At 71.7% G+C, this 22,660-nt stretch carries 24 protein-coding genes; 11 read left to right on the top strand and 13 right to left on the bottom strand.

Annotation, left to right across the window (positions count from 1 at the left end):
- Window positions 1-22: 22 nt before the first annotated feature.
- From ACQYVW_RS10665 to ACQYVW_RS10640, 6 genes are all read right to left on the bottom strand, one after another.
- Window positions 23-343, bottom strand: a complete 321-nt coding sequence (locus tag ACQYVW_RS10665; protein ID WP_434932295.1) for a hypothetical protein — start codon at window positions 341-343, stop codon at window positions 23-25.
- Between the two features lie 121 nt (window positions 344-464).
- Entirely contained in the window at window positions 465-1,292 is an 828-nt protein-coding gene (locus tag ACQYVW_RS10660; RefSeq protein ID WP_434946993.1) for an alpha/beta hydrolase family protein, read from the bottom strand.
- Window positions 1,282-2,400 carry a DUF3182 family protein gene (locus ACQYVW_RS10655; RefSeq protein WP_434946992.1) on the bottom strand — a complete coding sequence of 373 codons (1,119 nt, stop codon included), beginning with the start codon at window positions 2,398-2,400 and terminating at the stop codon, window positions 1,282-1,284. The genes ACQYVW_RS10660 and ACQYVW_RS10655 overlap by 11 nt, the downstream gene beginning before the upstream one ends.
- A gap of 154 nt (window positions 2,401-2,554) precedes the next feature.
- Complete coding sequence (locus tag ACQYVW_RS10650; protein ID WP_434946991.1) at window positions 2,555-3,049, bottom strand: hypothetical protein; 495 nt, start codon at window positions 3,047-3,049, stop codon at window positions 2,555-2,557.
- The gene (locus tag ACQYVW_RS10645; RefSeq protein ID WP_434946990.1) at window positions 3,046-3,783 is read right to left on the bottom strand and encodes an HAD family hydrolase; all 738 of its coding nucleotides are present in this window, start codon (window positions 3,781-3,783) and stop codon (window positions 3,046-3,048) included. The genes ACQYVW_RS10650 and ACQYVW_RS10645 overlap by 4 nt, the downstream gene beginning before the upstream one ends.
- A 93-nt stretch (window positions 3,784-3,876) precedes the next feature.
- The gene (locus ACQYVW_RS10640; RefSeq protein WP_434946989.1) at window positions 3,877-4,227 is read right to left on the bottom strand and encodes an EF-hand domain-containing protein; all 351 of its coding nucleotides are present in this window, start codon (window positions 4,225-4,227) and stop codon (window positions 3,877-3,879) included.
- 288 nt (window positions 4,228-4,515) lie between these two features.
- Between ACQYVW_RS10640 and ACQYVW_RS10635 the strand changes: the two genes are divergently transcribed.
- Complete coding sequence (locus tag ACQYVW_RS10635) at window positions 4,516-5,703, top strand: PQQ-dependent sugar dehydrogenase (RefSeq protein ID WP_434946988.1); 1,188 nt, start codon at window positions 4,516-4,518, stop codon at window positions 5,701-5,703.
- Between the two features lie 492 nt (window positions 5,704-6,195).
- Here the strand turns inward: ACQYVW_RS10635 and ACQYVW_RS10630 are convergent, their stop codons facing one another.
- The 3 genes from ACQYVW_RS10630 to ACQYVW_RS10620 all read right to left on the bottom strand — a co-directional run bounded on the left by ACQYVW_RS10630 (window position 6,196) and on the right by ACQYVW_RS10620 (window position 7,875).
- Window positions 6,196-6,942, bottom strand: a complete 747-nt coding sequence (locus tag ACQYVW_RS10630) for a lytic transglycosylase domain-containing protein (protein WP_434932307.1) — start codon at window positions 6,940-6,942, stop codon at window positions 6,196-6,198.
- A 100-nt stretch (window positions 6,943-7,042) separates the two neighbouring features.
- Window positions 7,043-7,444 carry a gamma-glutamylcyclotransferase family protein gene (locus ACQYVW_RS10625; protein WP_434932206.1) on the bottom strand — a complete coding sequence of 134 codons (402 nt, stop codon included), beginning with the start codon at window positions 7,442-7,444 and terminating at the stop codon, window positions 7,043-7,045.
- An 11-nt stretch (window positions 7,445-7,455) separates the two neighbouring features.
- Window positions 7,456-7,875 carry a DUF4920 domain-containing protein gene (locus tag ACQYVW_RS10620; protein ID WP_434932205.1) on the bottom strand — a complete coding sequence of 140 codons (420 nt, stop codon included), beginning with the start codon at window positions 7,873-7,875 and terminating at the stop codon, window positions 7,456-7,458.
- A gap of 103 nt (window positions 7,876-7,978) precedes the next feature.
- Between ACQYVW_RS10620 and ACQYVW_RS10615 the strand changes: the two genes are divergently transcribed.
- From ACQYVW_RS10615 to dapA, 4 genes are all read left to right on the top strand, one after another.
- The gene (locus ACQYVW_RS10615; RefSeq protein WP_434932204.1) at window positions 7,979-8,497 is read left to right on the top strand and encodes an adenine phosphoribosyltransferase; all 519 of its coding nucleotides are present in this window, start codon (window positions 7,979-7,981) and stop codon (window positions 8,495-8,497) included.
- 136 nt (window positions 8,498-8,633) lie between these two features.
- Window positions 8,634-9,557 (top strand): drug/metabolite exporter YedA, encoded by a 924-nt coding sequence (yedA, locus tag ACQYVW_RS10610; protein ID WP_434932203.1) that lies wholly within the window; start codon window positions 8,634-8,636, stop codon window positions 9,555-9,557.
- The gene (gene rarD, locus ACQYVW_RS10605) at window positions 9,554-10,465 is read left to right on the top strand and encodes an EamA family transporter RarD (protein WP_434932202.1); all 912 of its coding nucleotides are present in this window, start codon (window positions 9,554-9,556) and stop codon (window positions 10,463-10,465) included. The genes yedA and rarD overlap by 4 nt, the downstream gene beginning before the upstream one ends.
- Window positions 10,466-10,589: 124 nt before the next feature.
- A complete protein-coding gene (dapA, locus tag ACQYVW_RS10600; RefSeq protein ID WP_434932201.1) occupies window positions 10,590-11,489 on the top strand; it encodes a 4-hydroxy-tetrahydrodipicolinate synthase in 900 nt (299 codons plus the stop codon).
- A 380-nt stretch (window positions 11,490-11,869) separates the two neighbouring features.
- Here the strand turns inward: dapA and ACQYVW_RS10595 are convergent, their stop codons facing one another.
- The 4 genes from ACQYVW_RS10595 to ACQYVW_RS10580 all read right to left on the bottom strand — a co-directional run bounded on the left by ACQYVW_RS10595 (window position 11,870) and on the right by ACQYVW_RS10580 (window position 16,542).
- Entirely contained in the window at window positions 11,870-13,186 is a 1,317-nt protein-coding gene (locus tag ACQYVW_RS10595) for an ABC transporter permease (RefSeq protein ID WP_434946987.1), read from the bottom strand.
- 57 nt (window positions 13,187-13,243) lie between these two features.
- A complete protein-coding gene (locus ACQYVW_RS10590) occupies window positions 13,244-14,410 on the bottom strand; it encodes an ABC transporter permease (RefSeq protein WP_434932199.1) in 1,167 nt (388 codons plus the stop codon).
- 72 nt (window positions 14,411-14,482) lie between these two features.
- On the bottom strand, window positions 14,483-15,175 hold the full coding sequence (locus tag ACQYVW_RS10585) for an ABC transporter ATP-binding protein (protein WP_434932198.1): 693 nt from the start codon (window positions 15,173-15,175) through the stop codon (window positions 14,483-14,485).
- Window positions 15,176-15,309: 134 nt separating this feature from the next.
- Entirely contained in the window at window positions 15,310-16,542 is a 1,233-nt protein-coding gene (locus tag ACQYVW_RS10580; RefSeq protein WP_434946986.1) for an efflux RND transporter periplasmic adaptor subunit, read from the bottom strand.
- Between the two features lie 182 nt (window positions 16,543-16,724).
- On the opposite strand from ACQYVW_RS10580, the gene ACQYVW_RS10575 reads away from it, so the two are divergent.
- The 6 genes from ACQYVW_RS10575 to ACQYVW_RS10550 all read left to right on the top strand — a co-directional run bounded on the left by ACQYVW_RS10575 (window position 16,725) and on the right by ACQYVW_RS10550 (window position 22,658).
- Window positions 16,725-17,630 carry an ABC transporter ATP-binding protein gene (locus tag ACQYVW_RS10575; protein ID WP_434946985.1) on the top strand — a complete coding sequence of 302 codons (906 nt, stop codon included), beginning with the start codon at window positions 16,725-16,727 and terminating at the stop codon, window positions 17,628-17,630.
- Window positions 17,630-18,394, top strand: coding sequence for an ABC transporter permease (locus ACQYVW_RS10570; RefSeq protein ID WP_434946984.1), 765 nt, complete (start codon window positions 17,630-17,632; stop codon window positions 18,392-18,394). The genes ACQYVW_RS10575 and ACQYVW_RS10570 overlap by 1 nt, the downstream gene beginning before the upstream one ends.
- Window positions 18,395-18,420: 26 nt before the next feature.
- A complete protein-coding gene (locus ACQYVW_RS10565) occupies window positions 18,421-20,253 on the top strand; it encodes a CIA30 family protein (RefSeq protein ID WP_434946983.1) in 1,833 nt (610 codons plus the stop codon).
- A gap of 80 nt (window positions 20,254-20,333) precedes the next feature.
- Window positions 20,334-21,506, top strand: a complete 1,173-nt coding sequence (locus tag ACQYVW_RS10560; RefSeq protein ID WP_434946982.1) for a sensor histidine kinase — start codon at window positions 20,334-20,336, stop codon at window positions 21,504-21,506.
- A gap of 63 nt (window positions 21,507-21,569) precedes the next feature.
- Window positions 21,570-22,172 (top strand): response regulator transcription factor, encoded by a 603-nt coding sequence (locus ACQYVW_RS10555; RefSeq protein ID WP_434946981.1) that lies wholly within the window; start codon window positions 21,570-21,572, stop codon window positions 22,170-22,172.
- 60 nt (window positions 22,173-22,232) lie between these two features.
- A complete protein-coding gene (locus ACQYVW_RS10550) occupies window positions 22,233-22,658 on the top strand; it encodes a hypothetical protein (RefSeq protein WP_434932190.1) in 426 nt (141 codons plus the stop codon).
- Window positions 22,659-22,660: the final 2 nt, after the last annotated feature.

Below are 22,660 nucleotides of genomic sequence, written 5' to 3'. Positions count from 1 at the left end.
TCGCGGCATCGCACGCTGCAGGTCAGGCCGCGTAGGACACGGGCACCGTCACCTCGCCTCCGTGCCCGCCGTCGCGACGCTTCATCGAGGTCCAGCTGGGCATGCCATGGAAGACCAGCACATAGTCGGCCGCGTACTCGAAGCGGGCGATCGCCTCGGGCGTCATGCCCCGCTCGATCGAGCGGATGCCCTGCTCGAGGTAGTTCCAGAAGCGCGTATCGTCGTCGATCGAAAGCGCGCGATGCAGCAGGTCGCGAAAGAGTTCAAGCGAAACGGGATCCTCGTCCTCGTAGGCGATCGGGAAGAGGCCGGCGTCCCCGCCGTTGCGCGAAAAGGTGTGCATGTCCATGAGGCGCCTTGTCAGTCGTTGCGTGATGCATGGCCGGCAGCGCCGGCCCGTTCTGTTCTACGCCGTCGTCGGTGCAGGAGCCGTCAACACCTCCTGAATGCCGCGGCTGCGCCTTTCACGCGCCGTCGCGGGCGCGCTCGCTCCCCTGCGGCTGCGTGCGCTGCTGCGCCTTGTACGCGCGCACCTTGTCGGCGGCGATCGCCCCGCGCGAGCCGAGGATCATCTCGGTCATCCACGACAGCAGCAGGTCGCTGTACTGGCGTTGAGAGGGCTTGTCGTCGAAGCCGTGCCCGGCCTCCGGCACCAGTCGCCGTGTCGTCGAACGGGCGCGCTGGAAGGCGGCCGCGTAGTTGTCGATCACCTGCCGCGGAATGATCTCGTCGCGCCCGGCCTCGACCAGCAGGGCGTCGCCCGCGAAATCGCGGCAGGCGCGCAGTGCACGGTTGGCATCGGGCGGTATCGGGCTGTGGCGGTAGCGCACCAGTTCCGGGTCGTCGTGCAGGCGGCGCTTGGGCAGCTCCCAGTCGCGGTCGAGGTACAGGGCCGGGGTGCGCAGGGCCAGCCAGCGCACCGGCCGCAGGCCGGACAGGATCGCGCCCAGGTATCCGCCGTAACTCACGCCCACCACGGCCACCGCGTCGGCATCCACATCCGGGCGGGCGGCCAGCCAGTCGTAACAGGCGCACAGGTCGTCCAGGTTCTGCGCACGGCTGACCGTGTCGCGGCCCGCTCCGTCCGCGCGATGGCCGCGCAGGTCGAAGGTCAGGCACACGCAGCCCAGCGCCGCCACCTCGCGCGCGCGGCTGAGATCCTGCGTCTGGCTGCCGCCCCAGCCATGCACGAACAGCACCGCCGGCAGCGCGCGCTGCGGCGCGAGCAGGGTGGCATCGACCGATTCGCCTGGTTCGACCTCGATCCCGAGGCGGCCCAGCTCAATATCCATCGTCCACGATCCGCGCGTACTTGCAGGGCGATTCGGCATCCCCCGGCCAGACCAGCACCACGCCGGGGGGCAGCGCCTGCCCGTCGTAGGATTCCACGGTTTCGGCCACCAGCCATTGCCGGGATGGATCCTGCGCGAACCGCTCCATGGCCAGCAGTTCGGCCATGCTCGCCCCGCCGAAGCGCCAGGACTGTTCCAGCACGCCGCAGTGGCGCTGCCCGTCGCGATCGTGTCCGACGATCACATCGTAGTTGCAGCGCGAGGCCAGCACCTGGTAGGCGCCGCGCACCGCGCGGTCGTAATGCATCGCCACGCCCACCGCCTCGCGCGCCTCGCCGTGGGGCAGGGTCGCGTGCAGCTGGGCGAGATCGCCGCGGAACACGGTGAGCCGCGAGCCGCCGTAGACCAGCTGGCCCTGGTGGTCGCGCACGGTGCGCTGGGTGCCGTAGTAGGCGATGGCATGCGGTCCCACGCGCGCGCTACCGACACCATAGGTGGCGGCCTCGACCAGGTCGCGCTCGACCACCAGTCCGTGCTCGACGCCAATCGCGGCCGGGGATTGCAGCCACTCGCGCGCCTCGCGCAGGTCGGCGAAGACGGCCTGGTCGTTGCCGCCGCGCGCATACGGGCTCTTGACCCGCACCGGGCCTGCTTCGAGCAGCGCGGCGCAGGCGGCAAGCGCATCGGCGCGGGTGAAGACCGACCAGCCTGGAAGCGTGCAGTGCCCGATGCCGGGAACATCGCGCCAGCCCTCCGGTCGGCTGTCGCCGCCCGGCCAGCCGGGGTGGCTGATCAGCTTGGTACCGACGAAGGCATGCGGCACCACGCCGCCCCACAGCTGGGCTTCGTCCTCGACGCCCAGCCGTTCGGCTTCCTCGCGCAGCAGGGTGCGGATCGGCAGCCAGTAGCGGGACGGCCCGTGCAGACCGGCCCCGTTGCCGCCGGGACGGCCCAGCAGGCCGGCCACCCGCAGCGAAGCCGCGTGCAGGCTGGCGACTTCATGGGTCGAATGGCCCCGGCCGGGATCGATGAAAGGCAGGACGAGGGTCGGGGGTCGTATGCCGGCGGCCGGTGGCGGCGAGGCGGTGGTAGCGAAGCGGAGGGACATGCGGGCGTTCCGGCGTGGCGACGACCGCAGCTTCAGGGGCGGCGGGTTCGCGCCGAATGACGGCGGACGCGCGAAGGTTGCACGTGCGGCTAACGAATCGCTCATCGCGCATGAACGCGGCGATCCGCGTAGCGAGATACCGTCGGCGACTGTGCTAGGCGCCGGGCGGAACCTGGACATCGATCGGCCGCGCCCAGCGGCGGTAACTGGCAACGATGTCCTCGCGGATGCGGACATTGGGCCGCGCGTCCGCGGCCAGCTGCAGCTGCGCGAGCACCGCTTCCCAGCCGGGCCCGGCGTTCGCCCGCCAGGCCTCGACCAGCGTCCGGCACGGCTGCCCGGCCGCACGCGCCAGGGCACAGGCGTAGTAGAGGTCGCCCGCACGCATCCGCCCGTCGGCCAGCGCCTCCTCGACCAGGGGCCGCGGCGCGTCGAGATAGCGCACGATCTCGTCGGCGAACGCCTCGCGATGCCGCGCCGCATACCGGTCCATGTCGCGCAGCCGCGCATCGATCCACGCGCTACCGGTGCCGGTGGGTCGCGCCTGTTCATCGACCTGCGCCGGCGCGTCCTGCAGCGCCCCGGCGCCGGCACCGGGGGCCAGCGCCATGCCCAGGACCATCGCCAGCAGGGGCCCGCGCGGACTCAAACCGCCAGCGCCGCGGGCGCCGCCGATGCGACCACCTCGCGCAGGGCCTGCGGCAGTTCGGCGGCGGAGGACACCTGTCGCAGGCGCGGATGGCCGGCCATGTCCTCGGCCTCGTTCTCGTGCGCCCAGGTCAGGTGATACGGCACGTGCACGCCCCAGCCGCCCAGTTTCAGGACCGGGACGATATCCGAGCGCAGCGAGTTGCCGATCATGGCGAAGCGGTCGGCAGGGATGTCGAACTCGTCGAGCAGGCGCGCATACGTGCCCACGTCCTTCTCGCTCACGATCTCGATGCGGCGGAACAGCGCGGACAGGCCGCTGTCGCGCACCTTGGCCTCCTGGTGGAACAGGTCGCCCTTGGTGATCAGCACCACGGCATGTTCGGCGGCGATCGTCTCGACCGCCTCGCGCACGCCCGGCAGCAGTTCCACGGGGTGGCGCAGCATGTCCTTGGCGATATGCACGATGCGGTGCAGGTCGCGCGCAGGGATCCGCCCGCCGGTGATGTCGACCGCGGCTTCGACCATCGACAGGGCCATGCCCTTCACGCCATAGCCGAACACCGCGAGGTTGCCCTTCTCCACGGCGTACAGGCGATCGCGCAGGCCGGTGTCGCCAAGGTCGACGTGGCTGCCGACGATGCGTTCGAACTCTTCCTGCGCGGCGTGGAAATAGTCCTCGCTGCGCCACAGGGTGTCGTCGGCGTCGAAGCCGACCATCTCGATCACGGCCATGGCGGAAGTATAGGCCCCCGCAAACGGCATCGGCGGCCCGGAGGCCGCCGATGCGATGCGCATGCCCGTCAACGGGCGAGACTTGTCACCGGATCAGTCGGTGCCGCCGGAAGCTTCCGGCTGGGCGGCGTTGTTGCGCGCGACGAAGGTCTTGTATTCGTCCGGGGTCAGCTCGCCGTTGCCGTCCGTATCGGCCTCGGTGAAGACCTGCGACAGCGACGGTAGGGTGCCGGCCTCGGTCTGGCTGAGGGTGCCGTTGCCGTCGACGTCGAGGTCGGCCCAGGTCAGCGGCTGCTGCGCGGCGGCGGGCGCCGTCGACTGGGTGGGCGCGGTCGTCGGCGTCTGGGTGGTGGGCGTCGTCGCGTCCTGCGCGAACGCGGCCGGGATGGCGAGTGCGGCGCCGAGCGCGATCAGGGCGGACAGGGGCTTGCGTGCATTCTTCATTCGCTGTCTCCGTGGGGAATCGAAGTGTGGCGCGGGGCTGCACGTCCGTGACGACCGCTTCCGCACGGAACCCACCTTGCCCGCCGCGTATGAAGCTGCGTGCATGGACGGAGTTAAGAGCTCGTTCCGCGCACGGCGCCGTTCAGCGGGCGCGGCCGTCCTTCGCAGCGCGTGAAACGGCGGTTTCCGGGGGCGAATGCGCGCTCGCCGCGGCCGGTCGCGGCCTGATCGGGAGATGCCGTGCGGGCGCTATCATGCGCCGTCACCGATTCCGGCCAGGAGCCCCCGATGCCTCGTTCCGCCTTGACGCTCTCCCTGCTTTCGCTCGCCCTGCTGACCGCCTGCGGGGCCGGCAACGGCAGCGCGCCGGCGGCCCAGTCCGGCGCTCCCGACACGGCCGCGCAGGTCGCCGATGCCGCCGAGCGCGAAGTGCGCGAGATCGGCCCGTTCTCGGCCGAGACCATCGCCAGCTTCAACGAACCCTGGGCGCTGTCGTTCCTCTCCGATGGCCGGCTGCTGGTCAGCGAACGCCCCGGCGCGCTGAAGCTGGTGGACGTGGCCACCGGCCGCAGCGGCGAGATCGCCGGCGTGCCGGAGGTGGTGTACGGCGGCCAGGGTGGTTTCGGCGACGTGGTGCCGCATCCGCAGTTCGCCGACAACGGCCTGGTCTATGTCAGCTATGCCGAGAAGGGCGACGGCGACACCGCCGGCGCAGCCGTCGCGCGCGCGCGCCTGGTGCTCGACGAGGCCGGCGGCGGCACGCTCGAAGGCTTCGAGGTGATCTGGCGCCAGGTGCCCAAGGTCACCGGCCGCGGCCACTATGCGCACCGCATCGTGTTCCACGAGGGCAAGCTGTGGATCGCCTCGGGCGAGCGCCAGAAGTTCGATCCCTCGCAGGACATGCAGTCGAACATGGGCAAGGTGCTGCGCCTGGAAGAGGACGGCAGCGCACCGGCCGACAATCCGTTCGCCGGCCAGGGCGAGGTGGCCGCGCAGGTGTGGTCGCTCGGCCATCGCAATCCGCTGGGCTTGGCGTTCGACGCCAGCGGCCAGCTTTGGGACATCGAGATGGGCCCGAAGGGCGGCGACGAACTCAACCGCGTCGAGCGCGGGGCCAACTACGGGTATCCGGTGGTTTCCAACGGCGACCATTACGATGGCCGCCCGATCCCCGACCACGACACGCGTCCGGAGTTCGAGGCGCCTGCCATCACCTGGACGCCGGTGATCTCGCCCTCCAGCCTGATCTTCTATTCGGGCGAGCTGTTCCCTTCGTTCCAGGGCAACGCCTTCGCCGGCGGGTTGTCGTCGCAGTCGCTGGTGCGCATCGAATTCGACGGCGACACCGCGCGCGAAGCCGAGCGGTTCGCGATGGGCGCACGCATCCGCGGCGTGCGCCAGGGCCCCGATGGCGCGCTGTGGGTGATCGAGGACGGCAAGGACGGACGCCTGCTGCGCCTGACCCCGAAAGGCTGATCCGCGGCGCCCTGCCAGGCGGGGATCGCTCCTCGCCCGGCCAGTGCCGCCGGGAGTGACCGGTCTTTCTGTGGACCGGTCGTTCTCCCAGCTGGCCTACGGTGGGCCGGCCTCGTGTGGGCCGATCCTTCTGAGTCGGCCTTCTGTGGGAGCGACCTTGGTCGCGAACCGTTCGCGCGCAAGCGCGCTCCCACAGGAATCGTTCCTCGTCCGCCGTCGACGTTGCGAGTGGACCGGCCCTCCTGTGAGCCGACCCTCCTGTGGACCGGTTACTGTGGGAGCGACTTTGGTCGCGACCGTTCGCGCGCAAGCGCGCTCCCACAGGAATCGCTCCTCGTCCGGCCGTCGACGTTGCGAGTGGCCCGACTCTCCTGTGAGCCGGCCCTCCTGTGAGCCGACCCTCCTGTGGACCGGTTACTGTGGGAGCGACCTTGGTCGCGAAGCCGTTCGCGCGCAAGCGCGCTCCCACGATGTCCAGGCGCAACGCCGGTCCTACTGTGCCGGTCGCTCGGCGTGGATCCCCATCGCCTCGCGGTAGCGCGCGTGCAGGGCCTGCACCTTGGCGATGTAGGCCTGCGTTTCCGGATACGGCGGCACGCCGCCATGGCGCTGCACCGCACCGATGCCGGCGTTGTACGCGGCCAGCGCCAGGCTGCGGTCGTCGCGGTAGCGGCGCAGCAGCGCGCGCAGGTGGCGCGCCGCCGCCCGGATCGACTGCGCGGGGTCGAAGGGATCGGCGACGCCGTACTCGGCCGCGACCTCGGGCATCAGCTGCATCACCCCCTGCGCGCCCTTGTCCGACACCGCGTCGGCGTCGAATCCGCTCTCGGCGTGGGCGATCGCGCGCAACCAGGCGTCCTCCACGCCGGTCGCCTTCGCGGCGGCACGGAATTCGGCGGCGAATGGTGCCAGCCGCGGCGCACCCACCCGGCCAAGGCCCGCATGCGCGGGCTCGCCCGGCGGCGTCACCGCGGTGAAGCGCAGGTACACGCGCGAGCCAGGCAGGTTGCGCGTGCTGTAGACGAGCCGACCGTCCTGCTCGCGCTCGTAGAGCGTGCCGCTGAACACGCCCATCGCACCCCACAGGTTGGGCGTCTGCACCGCGTTGTCGTCGATCTCGCGCGCCTCGCACTTCGAACCCGGCTCCGGGGCGGTGGCGAGGCTGACGGTGCCGCCCTGCACGCAGCGGTAGACGGTGCGCGCCTGCGCGGCGCCGCCAAGCAGCGACAGCGAGAGCAGCGCCGCGACGCAATGCCGCAGCGCCCGACTACTGCCTGAAGCGGGCGAGACACGCAGGGGCGGGGCGGCATGCATCGCGGCGCGATCGCGAGGTCGGGCCTCAGCCGACCGCCGCGTCCCAGCGTCCGTCGACGCGGGTACCCGCGTCCACTTCAGGCAGGTACTCGTAGATCCAGGCATCCACGCCCGCGCCCGGCACGTGGACCAGGCGGCGGGCGTACGCCGAGCGCCCCATGTCCTGCGGGAAGTACTCCTCGTACTCGTCCAGCGCCGCGAGAACCGCCGCATCGCGGATCCGGAACAGCTCGCCGTGCGCCTCGCCCTCGTGCAACTTGAATCCCGGGTAATCCGCGACCCGGTAGATGCATCCCGGGATGCGCACCTCGAACACGAACTCGAGCGCCTCGTGCAGCCGGAACCTGGCGTGGGCGTCCTGCCCGCGCATCAGGCTGCCGTACATCAGCACGTGCTCCACCATGCGCGCGTCGCAGGATCCGGCCACGATGCCCGCGATCAGGACGCGACTTCGATCCCGTCGGCGGTGATGCGGTATTCCACCGGTTCGGCCGCGACGCCCTTGCCGCTGTCGGCCGAGAGGTGCTCCACCTGCTCGGGCGTCAGCTCCTTGCGGGTCAGCACGCCATGCACCACGGCGCTGCCCGTGGTGTCCTTCGGAATGTGGAAATCGTGCCGGCCGAACATTACCCGCGCGGCCTTGCCGCCGTCCTCGAGCATCATCCAGCAACCCTTGGCCTGGCAGACCTCGGTGATGCGGCCGCTGAAGCGCATCGGACGCCCGGCATGCGCGTCGAAATCGCCGATCGCGGACGAGACCGGCACGGCGTCTCCCGCAGGCAGTGGCTTGCCGTAGGGCGTGGCCGCGTGGCTGGCGCCGGCGGCGAGGATCAGCAGCAGGGTCGGCAGCAGGCGCATGGTGCGCTCCTTCCGGTGGTCGCGTCGGGCGGCCACGATAACGCGAACCCGCCGCCGGCGGCACCGGGGTTAGCATGCCCTCCCCTGCCGCTGGAACCGCCCCGTGTCCGACTGGTCCGCCCTGATCCGCGACGTCCCCGACTTCCCCAGCCCCGGGATCATGTTCCGCGATATCACGCCGGTGCTGGCCGACCCGCGCGCCTTTGCCGCCGCGGTGGCGGCCATGGCCGCTCCCTGGCGCGACACTCCACCCGATGCGGTGGCCGGCATCGAATCGCGCGGCTTCATCCTGGGCGCGGCGCTGGCCCTCGAGCTGGGCTGCGGCTTCGTGCCGGTGCGCAAGCCGGGCAAGCTGCCCGGCCGCACGCTGTCGCAGGGCTATCGGCTGGAGTACGGCAGCGATCGGCTCGAGGTGCACGTGGACGCGGTCGCTCCGGGCGCGCGCGTGCTGGTGGTCGACGACGTGCTGGCCACCGGCGGCACCCTGCGCGCGGCCACCGAACTGCTGCGCCGCCAAGGCGCCCAGGTGATCGGCGCCGACGTGCTGGTGGAACTGATCCCACTGGGCGGCCGCGACCGCTGGGACGATGCCGCGCCCCTGCGCGCGGCGGTGGTGATGTAGGCCTGGCGGCGTCTGGCCGGGCGTCTTGCGCGTCCTGCCGGAACGCCCCCGACGTTCCATCGCCGGAACGGTTCGCGGCCGTAGAATGTCCGCCCGCTACGCGCGCCGCGTGTGGCGCTCCCGATACCGGTTGCCGATGCGCGCTTCCCCTGCACCGGTCGGCCCCGCCTCCGCGTCTCCGCTGGCCGTCGCCCTGGCGCTGTCGGCGGTGTACCTGGTCTGGGGTTCGACCTATCTCGCGATCCGTTTCGCCCTCGAGGGCGGCTGGCCGCCGCTGCTGATGGGCGGCGTGCGTTTCGTCGTCGCGGGCAGCTTCCTGTACGCGCTGCTGCGCCTGCGCGGCACGCCCGCCCCCACGCCGCTGCAGTGGCGCAACGCCGCCTTCGTCGGTCTGTTGCTGCTGGCGGTGGGCAATGGCCTGGTGTGCGTGGCCGAGCAGACCGTGTCCTCGGGCCTGGCCGCGGTGGCGGTGGCCTCGATGCCGCTCTGGATGGCGCTGTTCTCGGCGCTGCGCGGCGAGCGGCCGCGCAGGATCGAATGGCTGGGCCTGGCGGTGGGGTTCGCCGGCGTGGCCTGGCTCAATGCCGGCAGCAGCCTCAGCGCAACGCCGGGCGGGCTGGTGGCGCTGCTGGTGGCCGCGGTGGCCTGGGCCTATGGCTCGGTCTGGAGCCGCGGGCGCGACCTGCCCAGCCCGTTCATGGGCGCGGCGGCGCAGATGCTGTGCGGTGGGGTGGCGATGCTGGTGGTCGGCCCGCTGCTGGGCGAACGCTTCGACGGCTGGCCGGATGCGCGCGGCCTGCTGTCGGTGGGCTACCTGGCCAGCATCGGCTCGCTGGTCGGGTTCAGCGCCTACATCTGGCTGCTGCATCACGTGCGCCCGGCGCTCGCGGGCAGCTATGCCTACGTCAATCCGGTGATCGCGGTGCTGCTGGGGGCGTGGCTGGCCGGCGAGCGCTTCGGCATCCACGACCTGGGCGCGATGGGCGTGGTGCTGATGGGCGTGGTGGCGATCAGCCTGGCCAAGGCCGCCAAGGCGACGCCGGCGGGCGGGAAGGCATGACGCCGGCCGCGCTGGACCGCCGCGGCCTGTGGATCGCGGTCGGCGCCTTCGTGATCTGGGGGCTGATGCCGCTGTACTGGCACCTGCTGCGCGAGGTGCCCTCGCTGCAGATCGTGTTGCACCGGGCGATCTGGTGCGCGGTACTGGTCGCGGCCTGGCTGAGCCTGCGCGAGGGGCGCGGCTGGTTCCGTGCCGTGGCCGCGCAGCCGCGCCTGGCCGGCATGCTGGCGCTGTCGGGCACGCTGATCGCGTTCAACTGGGGCCTGTACGTGTGGGCGGTCAATGCCGGCCACGTGATCGAGGCCAGCCTGGGCTACTTCATCAATCCGCTGCTCAACGTGCTGATCGGCGTGGCCTTCCTGCACGAGCGCCTGTCGCGCGCGCAGTGGGTGGCGGTCGCGCTGGCCGGCTGCGGTGTGCTGTGGCTGACCGCGGGCTACGGCCGCTTTCCCTGGATCGCGCTGTGCCTGGCCGGGTCGTTCGCGCTGTACGGGGTGATCCGCAAGTTCGCCGCGGTCGAGGCGGTGCGTGGGCTCGGCGTCGAGAACATGTTCATGTTCGTGCCGGCGCTGGCGCTGCTGGCCTGGATCGAACTGGGCGGCAGCGGCGGTTTCTTCTCGCTGCGCTGGGGTGGCTGGACCGACCTGCTGCTGGTGCTGGGCGGCGCGCTGACCGCGATCCCGCTGATCTTCTTCGCCTACGCGGTGCGGCGCGTGCCGCTGAGCGTGGTCGGGCTGCTGCAGTACCTCGGGCCCACCCTGCAGCTGCTGCTGGGCGTGTTCTTCTTCGGCGAACCCTTCGGCATCGATCGCGCGACCGGTTTCGCCTTCATCTGGGCCGGGCTCGCGATCTTCGCCGTGGACGGCGTGCTGGCCGCACGCCGCAGGATCGTCGCGCAGCAGGCCTGAAGCGACGGTCCAGTGCCGCGAGCGCGGCGCATCGCAGGCGTCGGGAAAGTTGCAAACGTCAGCGTCGGAGAACGCGGCCCGCATCGGCATTAGAATGCCGGGCCTCCCCACGCGCCCATCGGCCATGACGCCCTCCTCCGCACTTCCCCGCGGCAGCATCGTCGCGCTCGTCACGCCCATGCACGACGACGGCAGCGTCGACTACGCCGCGCTGCGCGCCCTGGTCGACTGGCATGTCGAACAGGGCACCGACTGCATCGGCGTGGTCGGCACCACCGGCGAATCGCCGACGGTCGACGTGGAGGAACACTGCGAGATCATCCGCGTCGCGGTCGAGCAGGCGGCGGGGCGCGTGCCGGTGATGGCCGGCTGCGGCGGCAATTCCACGCGCGAGGCGATCGCGCTGGCGCAGTTCGCGCGCGAGGTGGGCGCCGACAGCCAGCTGCAGGTGGTGCCCTATTACAACAAGCCGGGCCAGGAAGGCCTGTACCGGCATTTCCGCGCGATCGCCGAGGCCACCGGCGAACTGCCGATCGTGCTCTACAACGTGCCCGGACGCTCGGCGGCCGACATGCAGCACGACACGGTGCTGCGGCTGGCGCAGGTGCCCGGCGTCGCCGGCATCAAGGAAGCCACCGGCAACATCGAGCGCGCGCAGTGGCTGCTGCGCGATCGCCCCGCCGGTTTCCGCGTGTATTCCGGCGACGACGGCACCGCGGTGGCGCTGATGCTGTGCGGCGGCGACGGCAATGTCAGCGTCACCGCCAACGTCGCACCCGGGCCGATGCGCGCCTTGTGTGCGGCGGCGCTGGCGGGCGACGCGGCGCGTGCGATGGAGATCCAGCTGCGCCTGCTGCCGCTGCACAAGCAGCTGTTCGCCGAGGCCAACCCGATCCCGGTGAAGTGGGCGCTGTCGCGCCTGGGCCGCTGCGGCGGCACGCTGCGCCTGCCGCTCACCGAACTGGCCGGAGCCAACCGCCCTGTCGTCGAGGCAGCCCTGCGCGAGGCGCGCCTGCTGGCGTAGCTGTTACGGGAGCGTCCGCGGTCGCGATGCCGTTCGCGCGCGAGCGCGCTCCCACGGGCGAAGTGGTGCGTGCATCCTGTGGGAGCGACCTTGGTCGAGAGCCTCTCGCGCGCAAGCGCACTCCCACAGGCAAAGTTGTGCGCGCACCCTGTGGGAGCGACCTTGGTCGCGATGCCCTTCGCGCGCAAGCGCGCTCCCACGGCGATGTGATCCCTGCACTCTGTGGGAGCGACCTTGGTCGCGATGGCGTTCGCGCGCAAGCGCGCTCCCACGGGCGAAGGGGTGCGTGCATTCTGTGGGAGCGACCTTGGTCGCGAGCCTTTCGCGCGCAAGCGTGCATCCCGGCGGCGCTGGCCTGCACGGCCAGCGCCTGGCCCTGCCTACATCGCCCGCAGCGCGTCGGTGACCGGCAGCGTCGCCGCGCGCAGGGCCGGGAACAGGCCGCCGACGAAGCCGATCGCCAGCGCCCACTTCAGCCCTTCCCACAGCAGCTGCGGCGAGACGCGGAATTCGAAGCTCAGGCTCGCCACGCCGCCGGCCAGGGTCGAGGCGGTGTAGCCGTTGAACACCAGCCAAGCCAGCAGGCCGCCGACGATGCCGCCGAGCAGGGCCAACAGCATGGTCTCCAGCATCACCGCCACCACCACCGGCAGGCCGCGGAAACCGATCGCGCGCAGCGTGGCGATCTCCCGCGCGCGCGCCGCGACGGTGGCGAACATGGTGTTGAGCGCACCGAACACCGCGCCGATCGCCATGATCGATCCCACCACGATACCGATCCAGCGCAGCACCGTGGTCAGCTGTTCGGACTGCTTGCTGAAATAGCCGAGCGTGGTATCGGCCTCCACCTGCAGGCGCGGGTCCGCCGCCAGCGTGGCCTTGAAGGCGTTGAACGCCTCCGGCGAAGTCAGCCGGGCGAACACCGAGGCGCGGCTGCTGCCGCGGCGATAGGCGGCGGCCACCACTTCGGCATCGGCCCACATCTCCGAGGCCATCGCGTCGCCGGAATCGAAAATGCCGACCACCGTCCAGACCTGGTTGCCCAGGCGCAGTTCGCTGCCCACGTCCAGGCCCGCGAACTGCCGGTGCGCGCCGCTGCCGACCACCAGTTCGCGGCGCCCGGTCTCGAAGCGGCGCCCTTCCACCAGCTGCAGGTCGGGCCGCACCGCCCAGGCCATGTCGCCCACGCCACGCAGGGTCACGCTGCCGTCCTCGCCATCCTTGCGCACCACGTTGGCCGAGACCACGATCTCGGCCGAGGCCAGCGGTCGCCCCTCGGCATCGCGTGCGATCTGGGGGGCGCGTTCGATGGCGGTGATCGCATCGCGCGACATCACCGACATCAGCTCCGCCGACGAACCGCCGCGCAGCACGATGGCCGTGTCCTCGCTGCCGCTGTTGCTGACCGTGTGGCGGTAACCCTCGGCCATCGCCAGCAGCGCCACCAGCACGCCGACCACGCCGGCGATGCCGATCACCACCACCGACGAGGCCCCCAGGCGCTGGCGCAGCGTGCCCACGCCGACCCAGGTCACCGACGCGGCCTGGCGCCCGCTGCGGGTCAATCCCATCCACAGCGCCAGGCCCAGCGCGACCGCCAGCAGTCCCTGCCAGGGCAGGACGATCCACAGCGCGAGGAAGGCCACCAGCACCAGGAACAGGCCGAGCCCGCGCAGCAGTTTCTTCACAGCGTTCATCCGCATGTCCTCATCAGTTCGTCCGCGGCTCCGGGGCGCCGCCGGTTGCAACCGTCGCTAGCGGCCGGCGAGCGCATCGACGATGTTCAGCCGCATCGCCCGCAGCGCGGGCAGCGCGCCGACCAGCAGGCCGATCGCCGCCATCAGGCCCAGGCCGAGGGTCCAGCTACGCCAGCCGATCGGCGGCAGGCTGATCGCGCCGCCGCTCAGCGTGCCCACCACCGGCCCCAGCACTGCCGCCAGGCCCAGCCCCAGCACGCCGCCGAGCACCACCAGCAGCACCGACTCGGCCAGCACCATCGCCAGCACGCTGCGGCTGCTGAAGCCGATGGTCTTGAGCACCGCCAGCTCCGAGGTGCGCTCGCGCACGGCCTGGGCCATGGTGTTGCCGGTCAGCAGCAGCAGGGTGAAGAACACCGCGCCCATGATCGAACCCACGATCAGGCCGATGTCGGCCATCTGCTTGAGCTGCGCGGCCATCGCCGCCTGCTCGTTCATGGTGCGGGTCTCGTGCGGCGAGTTCATCGACAGCGCGTCGATGGCCTTGGCCGCGGCGTCGCTGCGGCTCACGTCCGACACGCGGCTGATGTACCAGCCCACGTTGTCGTCGACATAGGGCGTGGCCTCCTCGAAGTAGTCGTAGTGCATCAGGATCAGCGCCTCGGTGAAGCCGGCGCTCTTGCTGTCACGCGCGCGCAGCACGCCGGCGATCTCGAACGCCCAGTTGAGCGTGCCGTCGCTGTTGGGGAAGATCGTCGACTGCAGCGGGATCGTCTGCCCCACCTCCCAGCCGAAGCGCGTCATCATCTGCTGCCCCACCAGGATGCCGCTGCGCGTCGCCTTCCACTTCTCCAGCTGTGCAGGCTCCACCTCGATCTCGGGATAGAGGTCCAGGTAGTTGGGCGCCACGGCGAAGGTGAACAGCTGGTTGCGCGGGTTCTGGTAGGCGCCGCCGAACCAGTTGGCCCAGGTCACCGCCTCGATGTTGTCGAGCTGGCGGATGCGCGGCTCCAGCGACAGCGGCAGCGTCTCGACCATCGACAGTCGCGAGGTGGTCTGCAGGCGCTGCGCGCCGTCGGCGTTCTGGCCGAGCTGGGCGAAGGTGGAGCGGATGCCGTCGAGCATGCCGAACAGCAGGAAGGCCGCCAGGATCGAGGCCAGTGTGAGGAAGGTGCGGGTCTTGCGCCGGAACAGCGCCGCCCAGATCAGGTGGAAGTATTTCATCGCGCGATGTCCTCTACACGGTGCGTGCCGGTGCCGCATGCCGCCGGGGCGGGCGCGGCATCCATCGCCGGATCAGGCGGCGTGCGCCTGGCGACCGACCAGGCTGCCCTTGTCCAGGTGCAGGGTGTGGCTGGCGTACTCGGCCGCCTTGGGATCGTGGGTGACCATCACGATGGTCTTGCCGTGCTCGCGGTTGAGCGTCTGCAGCAGGCCCAGGATGTCCTCGGCCGACTGGCGGTCGAGATCGCCGGTGGGTTCGTCGCAGATCAGCAGCTTGGGGTCGGAGACGATCGCGCGCGCGATCGCCACGCGCTGCTGCTGCCCGCCGGACAGTTCGGTGGGCTTGTGCGAAACGCGGTCGGCCAGGCCGACCAGCTGCAGCGCGATCTGCGCGTTGCGCTTGCGCTGCGCGGCGCCGAGTTTCGTGAGCAGCAGCGGCAGCTCGACGTTCTTCTGCGCGCTCAGCGCCGGCATCAGGTTGTAGAACTGGAACACGTAGCCCACGTTCTGGCTGCGCCAGTGCGAGAGCTGGCCGCCGCCGAGCTGGTCGATGCGCTGGCCGTCGACCTCGATGCTGCCGGAACTCGGCGAATCCAGCCCGCCGATCAGGTTGAGCAGGGTGGTCTTGCCCGAGCCCGAAGGCCCCATCAGCGCGACGAAGTCGCCCTGCTCGATGTCCAGGTCGAGGCCGTGCAGCACTTCCACCTTCTCCGGGCCACGCTGGTAGGTCTTGGTCAGGCTGCGGATCGATACCAGGGATGCCATGGTTTGCCTCGCTGTGGTGTCGTGGCCGGGATGCCCCGGCGGAAGTCATGCGATGGGAACGTGTCGCCGCATCGCGTGGATGTGTCGCATGCTGCAGATGCCGGCTCCGATCCTGTGGCCGCGGCGAAGCGGTTTCACTCGGCCCCGATCGAAACCGCCGCGCCGTCGGCCAGTTCCGCGGGAGGTTCGATCACCACCGTTTCGCCCGGCGCCAGGCCCGAGACGACTTCGCGGTTGTCGCCCGTCTTGCCGCCGGCCTCGACCTTGCGCAACTCGGCGATGTTCTCCGACCCGACCACGAACACCGCATCCGCGCCATCGCGCTGGACCACGGCGCCGGCCGGCACGCGCACGCCGCGCCGGGGTTCGCTGCCGGGCTCCGGCGCCTTCTCCAGGAAGCTCACGGTCACGCCCATGTCGGGCACGATGCGGACGTCCTTTTCCTTCAGCGCCACCCGCACCTTGACCGTGGCCTTGCCGCGATCGGCGGTGGGAATGATCGCGATCACCTCGGCCGGGATCTTCCAGTCGGGATAGGAGTTGAGCGTGGCCTCCACCGGCATCTTGGGCTGCACGCGGCCGATGTAGGCCTCGCCCACGTCCACCTCGACCTCCAGCGAATCCATGTCGACGATGGTGCCGATGCCGGTACGGGTGAAGCCGCCACCGGCCGACAGCGGCGAGACGATCTCGCCCGGCTGCGCGGCCTTGGCGATCACCACCCCGGCGAAGGGCGCGCGCACGACCGTGTTGTCCACGCCCAGGTCGGCGATGTGCAGGCCATCGGCCGCCACCTGCGCGTTGCGGCGCGCGCTTTCCAGCTGCGCGCGCAGCGCGTCGCGCGTGGCCACCGCCTGCTCGTGCTGGGCCTTCGAGACCAGCTGCTGCCCGACCAGCGACTCCAGGCGGCGGGCATTGGCCTCGGCTTCGACCAGCTGCGCCTGCACCCGCGCGATGTCGCTGCGCGCCGCCTGCAGCTGCGAGGCAGACAGCGCGCGCTGCGCATCGGCATCAATGGGATCGAGCGTGGCCATCACCTGGCCTTCCTCGACCCGCATGCCCTCCTCGATGCGCACCTCGCGCACGCGCCCGGTGATCTTCGACGATACCGTGGCCATGCGTCGCGCCACCACATAGCCGGAGGCGTCGAGCACCGAGGCCGCGGCACTGCCCGCGGCCAGCGGCACGGCGGTGGCGGTGCGCACCGGCAGCGCGCGCTCGCGGGCGAACAGCCACCAGCCCGCCAGCACCAGCACGGCGACGGCGAGGATCGACGCCAGCGCGATCCACAGCCCCTTGCGCGAAGGCGGCGGGCCGGGCGAGCGGTCGATGCGGAGTTCCCTGAGCAGGTCTGCGTTCGTATTCATCGATGTACAGGACGGAGGCCAGTGGCGATTGTGACGCAGGACCCTGGATGACGCCGGACAGGCTACCGGCCGGCGGCCGCGCCCGCCGCTGACAGCTGTCATGCGCTTGGGCTGACGGCGGTCGATGTCGCAGCGCCCGCCTGCGGACCAGACTGGCTCCAGCCCCGTCACCGAGTCTACAGATGAACTCCTCGCCTCCCCTCGCCCGGTTGCGCGGCGCCAGCAAGCGCTATGGCGACCGCCTCGCGCTCGATGGCCTGGACCTGTCCCTGCATGCCGGCCAGGTCACCTCGCTGCTCGGCGCCAACGGCGCCGGCAAGAGCACCGCGGTGGCGCTGCTGCTGGGCCTGCTGGCGCCGGATGGCGGCGAGGCGAGCGTGCTGGGCGGCGCGCCGGGCACGCTGGACGTGCGCCGCCAGTGCGGCACGATGCTGCAGTCCGCCGGCATTCCCGAGCGCCTGCGCGTGGGCGAGGTGCTCGCCCTGGTGCGCAGCGGTTATGCGCGGCCGCTGGACATCGCCGAATGCGTGGCGCTGGCCGGCCTCGACGGCCTGCTGGGACGCCGTTACGGCACGCTGTCGGGTGGACAGCAGCGGCGCGTGCAGTTCGCGCTGGCGATCTGCGGACGCCCGCGCCTGTTGTTCCTCGACGAACCGACCACCGGCCTGGACATCGGCGCCCGGCAGACGTTGTGGGCGGCGGTGCGCCGCCTGGTCGCGGACGGCTGCGCGGTGCTGCTGACCACGCACTACCTGGAGGAAGCCGAGGCCCTGTCGGACCGGGTCGCCGTGATCGACGCCGGACGACTGCTGGCCGAAGGCAGCGTCGGCGAGATCCGCGCGCGCGTCTCGCTGCGGCGCATCCGCTGCACCACCCGGCTGCCCGCCGCCGCGGTGGCGCACTGGCCCGACGTGCGCGAAGCGCGGCGCGAGGGCGACACGCTGCACGTCGTGGCCGAACCCGCCGAGCCAGTCGTCCGTCGCCTGCTGGAGGCCGACCCGGGCCTCGCCGACCTGGAGATCCACCGCGCAGGGCTGGCCGATGCCTTCCTCGCCCTCACCGCCCCGGCCGCCCAGGAGGCCGCCTGATGGACATCGCATCTCCCCCCGCCCATGCGCCCGCCTGGCGCGCCTACGCGCTCGAGGCGCGCTGCGAACTGCTGCGCATGCTGCGCGAGCCGGCCTACTGCATTCCCGTCATCGCGTTCCCGGCCCTGTTCTACGTGCTGTTCGGCGTGCTGCTCAACCGCGGCAACGCCGGCGCGGCGCAGTACCTGCTCGCCAGCTACGGCGTGTTCGGGGTGATCGGCGCGGCGATGTTCGGCTTCGGCGTCGGCATCGCCATGGACCGCGAACGGGGCTACCTGCGCCTGCGCCAGGCGATGCCCACCCCGCCCGGCGCATTGCTCCTGGCGCGCATGGCCATGGCCGTGCTGTTCGCGCTGCTGGTTTCGGTGCTGCTGGCGGCGCTGGCCGCCAGCCTCGCGGGCGTGCGGCTGGGCGCGGGCCAGTGGCTGGGCCTGCTGGCGGTCAACATGCTGGGGGTGCTGCCGTTCGCGGCGATCGGGCTGTGGGTGGGCACGATCGCCAGCGGCAACGCCGCGCCGGTGCTGCTCAATGCGCTGTACCTGCCGATGGCGTTCCTGTCCGGGCTGTGGCTGCCGCTGTCGATGCTGCCCGAGTGGATCGGCCGCATCGCGCCGGCTTGGCCTGCCTACCACCTCGCCCAGCTCGCCCTGAAGATCGTGGGCCTGGACGACGGTGGCGCCGCGTGGCTGCACCTGCTGGTGCTGGCGGTGGTGGCCATCGTGTTCTTCGTGCTCGCGCAGCGCCGGCTCGCCACGGCCCGCTGACCGCATCCCGATACCGGAGCGATCCCATGAACAAGTGGACTGGACCTGCCTGCCTCGCGGCCCTGATCGGAGTGATCGGCCTGGCCGTGGCGATGCAGCCGCGGCCCGCCGCTCCCTCGCCCGCCGATGGCGGCGATCCCGGCGCCAGCGGGTTCGTCGTCGAAGGCGCGCGCGTGTTCGACGGCGAGCGCGACCTGGGCATCGTCCGCGTCGTCGTGCGCGACGGCGCAATCTCCGCCGTCGGCGCCGATGCCGACGCACCGGCCGGGCTGACGCGCATCGACGGCCGTGGCCGCACCTTGCTGCCGGGTCTGATCGACGCGCACGTGCATGCCTTCGGCGATGCGCAACAGGACATGGCGCGTTTCGGGGTCACCGGCGGGGTGGACATGCACGGCGACGCCAGCCGGCTGCCGTCGCTGCGCGCGGCGCGCGAACGCAGCGACGACAGCGGCCGGGCCGACCTGTGGGCGGCGGGGTTCGCAGTCACCGCGCCCGGCGGCCACGGCACCCAGTACGGCTTCGCGGTACCGACGCTGGCGCCGGCCGACGACGCCACGGCCTTCGTCGATGCGCGCCTGGACGAGGGCGCGGATTTCATCAAGCTGATCGTCGAGGACCTCGGCGCCTATGGCATGGCGCAGCGGCTGCCGACGCTCTCCGCGCCGCAGGTCGCGGCGGTGACCGAAGCCGCCCGGGCGCGCGGGCGCCCGGTGGTGGCGCACGTGGCCACCGCGGCCGATGCCCGGATGGTCGTGGACGCTGGCGTCGACGGCCTGGTGCACGTGTTCGCCGACGCGGTGGCCGACGACAGCCTGCTGGAAACCTTTCAGGCGCGCGATGCATTCGTGGTGCCGACGCTGTCGGTGGTGGCCTCGATGGCCGGCAGCGGCGAGGGCCAGGCGCTGGCGCAGGATCCACGCCTGCAGCCCCTGCTCGGCGCCGACCAGAAGGAGGCGCTGGCGCACGACTTCGGGCTGCCGACCCCCGTGCGCCTGGATCATGCGATCGAAAGCGTGCGCCGCATGCATGCCGCCGGCATCGACATCCTGGCCGGCAGCGATGCGCCCAACCCGGGCACCACGCACGGGGCCAGCCTGCACCACGAGCTGGAGCTGCTGGTCCGCGCCGGGCTGACGCCCGCGCAGGCGCTGGCCGCTGCGACCTCGCGTACGGCCAGGCGCTTCGGCCTGGCCGGACGCGGCCGCATCGCGCCCGGCATGCGTGCCGACCTGCTGCTGGTGGCGGGCCATCCGCTCGACGACATCCGCGCCACCCGCGCGATCGAGGCGGTGTGGAAGAACGGGCGCAGCGTGGCGCTCGCGATCGACGCGGCCCTCCCTGCGGCCGCCCCGCCGCCCGAGGCCACCCTGGTCAGCGCTTTCGACGGCGGCAGCATCGACGCGAGCTTCGGCAGCTGGCAGGCGACCACCGACCGCCTCGCCGGAGGCGCCTCGGATGCCGCGCACGCCATCGTCGCCGACGGTGCCGGCGGCTCGCCCGGCGCGCTGCGCGTGACCGGCGAGGTGCGTCCGGGCTTCGCCTTTCCCTGGGCGGGGGTGATGTTCTTCCCGGCCGCGCAGCCGATGCAGCCGGTGGATCTGTCGGGGCGCACCGAGCTGGTGTTCAGCGTGCGCGGCGACGGACGCCGCTACAGCGCGATGCTGTTCTCCGGGACATCGGCGCAGGGAATGCCGAGCGTGCAGAACTTCGTCGCCGGCAACGGCTGGCAGGAGGTGCGCCTGCCGCTGTCGGGTTTCGCCGGCGCCGACCTCGCCCGCGTGCGCGGCATCGCCTTCACCGCGGGCCAGCCGTTCGGCGGATTCGAGTTCGTCCTCGACCAGGTCGAGCTGCGATGACATGCGTGCGCCACGCGCCCATCGCCCCGTGCCATGATCGGCGCCGGGCGGATCACGGATACCGGCAGGGAGATCGCAGGGTGGCACTGAAGCAGGCACTGCAACGGGTCCGTCCGGCACCCGGTTCGATCGCCGCGCACGAGCAGCGCGCGGGGCGGTCGCCCTGGCTGCCGATGGTGCACGTGGTGTGGTCGGTGTGGGTGTTCCTCACCCCGGCCTTCGCCGGCGGCGACTACGCCTACGACGCGCGCTTCGCCTGGATCACCCTGCTGACCTATCCGCTGTTCCTGGCGCTGTACGTCGCCAGCGTATTCAGCGCGCCGCGCCGGGCCTATGCCTGCGCCCTGGCCATGATCGTGCTGTGCCTGGTGCTGCTGCGCTGGTACCCCTCCGGGCTGAGCTATTTCGTGTTCGGCTGCGTGATGCTGCAACCGCGCCGCGGCCGCGGGCTGCTGGGCTATCTCTGCGTGCTGCTGGCGCTCAACGCGCTGCTGTTCGCTTACGCGATGTACATCGGCTATCCGTGGCAGGCGCTGGTGTGGATGCCGACGGTCACCGCGATCGTCGGCGTGCTGGTGACCGTGGAGCGCATCACCCAGGAGCGCGACGCCGCGCTGCGGCTCTCGCACGACGAAGTGAGGCGCTTGGCTTCGCTGGCCGAGCGCGAGCGCATCGGCCGCGACCTGCACGACCTGCTCGGGCACACCCTGTCGATGGTCGCGCTCAAGTCCGATCTCGCCGCCCGCCTGATCGAGCGCGATCCCGCGGCCGCGCGCGGCGAGATCGACGAGGTCAGCCGGGTGGCGCGCGAGGCGCTGTCGCAGGTGCGGCGCGCGGTCAGCGGCATCCGCGCCGCCGGCATCGCCGCCGAGCTGGCCTCGGCGCGGCTGCTGCTGGAGACCGACGGCATCGCCTTCGACTACCGCCTCGACGACGGATTCACCGGCGGCGCCCTGCCCGCCGGCGTCGAGAGCGCGCTGGCGATGACCGTACGCGAGGCCGCCACCAACATCCAGCGCCACGCGCATGCGCGCCGCGCCGAGGCCAGCTTCGGCATCGAGGACGGCGACGTGGTGCTGCGCATCGCCGACGATGGCCGCGGCGGCGCGATCGTCCCCGGCAACGGACTGGCCGGCATGCGCGAACGCATCGAGGAACTGCGCGGCCGCCTGCGCGTCGCCACGGGCCTGCAGGGCGGCACCACCATCGAGGCGCGCGTACCGCTGGCGGCGAACGACGACGTTCCGGCCTGAGGGGGCCGGGGCAGGTCCACGACCTGCTAACGTTCCCCCCATGCCGATGCCGCACGCCACGCCATGATCCGCATCCTGCTCGCCGAGGACCAGGCGATGCTGCGCGGCGCGCTCGCCGCGCTGCTGGGCATGGAGTCCGACATCGAGGTGATCGGCACCGCGGGCGATGGCGAAGCTGCCTGGCGCGAGCTGCAGCGGCTCTCGCCCGACATCCTGGTCACCGACATCGAGATGCCCGGCCTGACCGGACTGGAGCTGGCCCAGCGCATCCAGCGCCAGGAACTGCCGGTCAAGGTGGTGATCGTCACCACCTTCGCCCGCGGCGGCTTCCTGCGCCGCGCGCTCGACGCCGGCGTGTCGGGCTACCTGCTCAAGGACGCCCCTGCCGAGCAGCTGGCCGACGCCCTGCGCCAGGTGCACCGCGGCGGCCGCGCCATCGATCCGCAGCTGGCGCTGGAAGCCTGGAGCGAGGCCGATCCGCTCAGCGAACGCGAACGCAAGGTGCTGCGCCTGGCGGGCGAAGGCATGAACGCCAGCGAGATCGCCGCCCAGCTCAACCTGTCCCACGGCACCGTGCGCAACTACCTATCCGAGGCGATCGGCAAGCTCGGCGTCGGCAACCGCATCGAGGCCTACCGGCTGGCGCGCGAGAAAGGCTGGCTGTAGCGCACGCCGGCCGGTGCGGGCGTAAGCTGCGCCCACATCCATCCCCACGGGGAGCGCGACATGGCAGGCACCGTACCCACCAGCTTCCGGATCGTCTCCCTCCTCGGCCTGGTCTGGAACCTCATCGGCGTGACGATGTTCTTCCTGCAGACCGGGCTCGACGCGGAGCAGATCGCGGCGCTGCCCGACGAGCAGCGCATGGTCTACGAAGTGATGCCGTCGTGGCTGGCGGTGCTGTACGCCATCGCCGTGTTCGGCGGCCTGCTCGGCTCTGCCGCACTGGTGCTGCGCCGGCGCTGGTCGATCCCGCTGCTGGGCGTGTCGCTGGCCGCCGTGGTCGTGCAGATGTGCGCGCTGTACCTGCTCACCCCGGCCTGGCAGGCCTCGGGCGCGTCGGGGCTGGCGATGACGCTGCTCATCGCCGGCATCGCCGCCTTCCTGCTGGTCTACGCGCAGCGCGCAGCCAGCCGCGGCTGGCTGCGCTGACG

The sequence above is a fragment of the Luteimonas campi genome (assembly GCF_051162505.1).
Lineage (GTDB): Bacteria > Pseudomonadota > Gammaproteobacteria > Xanthomonadales > Xanthomonadaceae > Luteimonas.
This window is presented reverse-complemented; position numbering and strand designations above follow the sequence as displayed.

Excerpts from the sequence above, each read along its gene's own strand:
- ACQYVW_RS10665 (WP_434932295.1), bottom strand. The coding sequence starts at position 343 with ATGCACACCTTTTCGCGCAACGGCGGGGACGCCGGCCTCTTCCCGATC.
- ACQYVW_RS10660 (WP_434946993.1), bottom strand. The coding sequence starts at position 1,292 with ATGGATATTGAGCTGGGCCGCCTCGGGATCGAGGTCGAACCAGGCGAA.
- ACQYVW_RS10655 (WP_434946992.1), bottom strand. The coding sequence starts at position 2,400 with ATGTCCCTCCGCTTCGCTACCACCGCCTCGCCGCCACCGGCCGCCGGC.
- ACQYVW_RS10645 (WP_434946990.1), bottom strand. The coding sequence starts at position 3,783 with ATGGCCGTGATCGAGATGGTCGGCTTCGACGCCGACGACACCCTGTGG.
- ACQYVW_RS10640 (WP_434946989.1), bottom strand. The coding sequence starts at position 4,227 with ATGAAGAATGCACGCAAGCCCCTGTCCGCCCTGATCGCGCTCGGCGCC.
- ACQYVW_RS10635 (WP_434946988.1), top strand. The coding sequence starts at position 4,516 with ATGCCTCGTTCCGCCTTGACGCTCTCCCTGCTTTCGCTCGCCCTGCTG.
- ACQYVW_RS10620 (WP_434932205.1), bottom strand. The coding sequence starts at position 7,875 with ATGCGCCTGCTGCCGACCCTGCTGCTGATCCTCGCCGCCGGCGCCAGC.
- yedA (WP_434932203.1), top strand. The coding sequence starts at position 8,634 with ATGCGCGCTTCCCCTGCACCGGTCGGCCCCGCCTCCGCGTCTCCGCTG.
- rarD (WP_434932202.1), top strand. The coding sequence starts at position 9,554 with ATGACGCCGGCCGCGCTGGACCGCCGCGGCCTGTGGATCGCGGTCGGC.
- dapA (WP_434932201.1), top strand. The coding sequence starts at position 10,590 with ATGACGCCCTCCTCCGCACTTCCCCGCGGCAGCATCGTCGCGCTCGTC.
- ACQYVW_RS10595 (WP_434946987.1), bottom strand. The coding sequence starts at position 13,186 with ATGAACGCTGTGAAGAAACTGCTGCGCGGGCTCGGCCTGTTCCTGGTG.
- ACQYVW_RS10590 (WP_434932199.1), bottom strand. The coding sequence starts at position 14,410 with ATGAAATACTTCCACCTGATCTGGGCGGCGCTGTTCCGGCGCAAGACC.
- ACQYVW_RS10585 (WP_434932198.1), bottom strand. The coding sequence starts at position 15,175 with ATGGCATCCCTGGTATCGATCCGCAGCCTGACCAAGACCTACCAGCGT.
- ACQYVW_RS10580 (WP_434946986.1), bottom strand. The coding sequence starts at position 16,542 with ATGAATACGAACGCAGACCTGCTCAGGGAACTCCGCATCGACCGCTCG.
- ACQYVW_RS10575 (WP_434946985.1), top strand. The coding sequence starts at position 16,725 with ATGAACTCCTCGCCTCCCCTCGCCCGGTTGCGCGGCGCCAGCAAGCGC.
- ACQYVW_RS10570 (WP_434946984.1), top strand. The coding sequence starts at position 17,630 with ATGGACATCGCATCTCCCCCCGCCCATGCGCCCGCCTGGCGCGCCTAC.
- ACQYVW_RS10565 (WP_434946983.1), top strand. The coding sequence starts at position 18,421 with ATGAACAAGTGGACTGGACCTGCCTGCCTCGCGGCCCTGATCGGAGTG.
- ACQYVW_RS10555 (WP_434946981.1), top strand. The coding sequence starts at position 21,570 with ATGATCCGCATCCTGCTCGCCGAGGACCAGGCGATGCTGCGCGGCGCG.
- ACQYVW_RS10550 (WP_434932190.1), top strand. The coding sequence starts at position 22,233 with ATGGCAGGCACCGTACCCACCAGCTTCCGGATCGTCTCCCTCCTCGGC.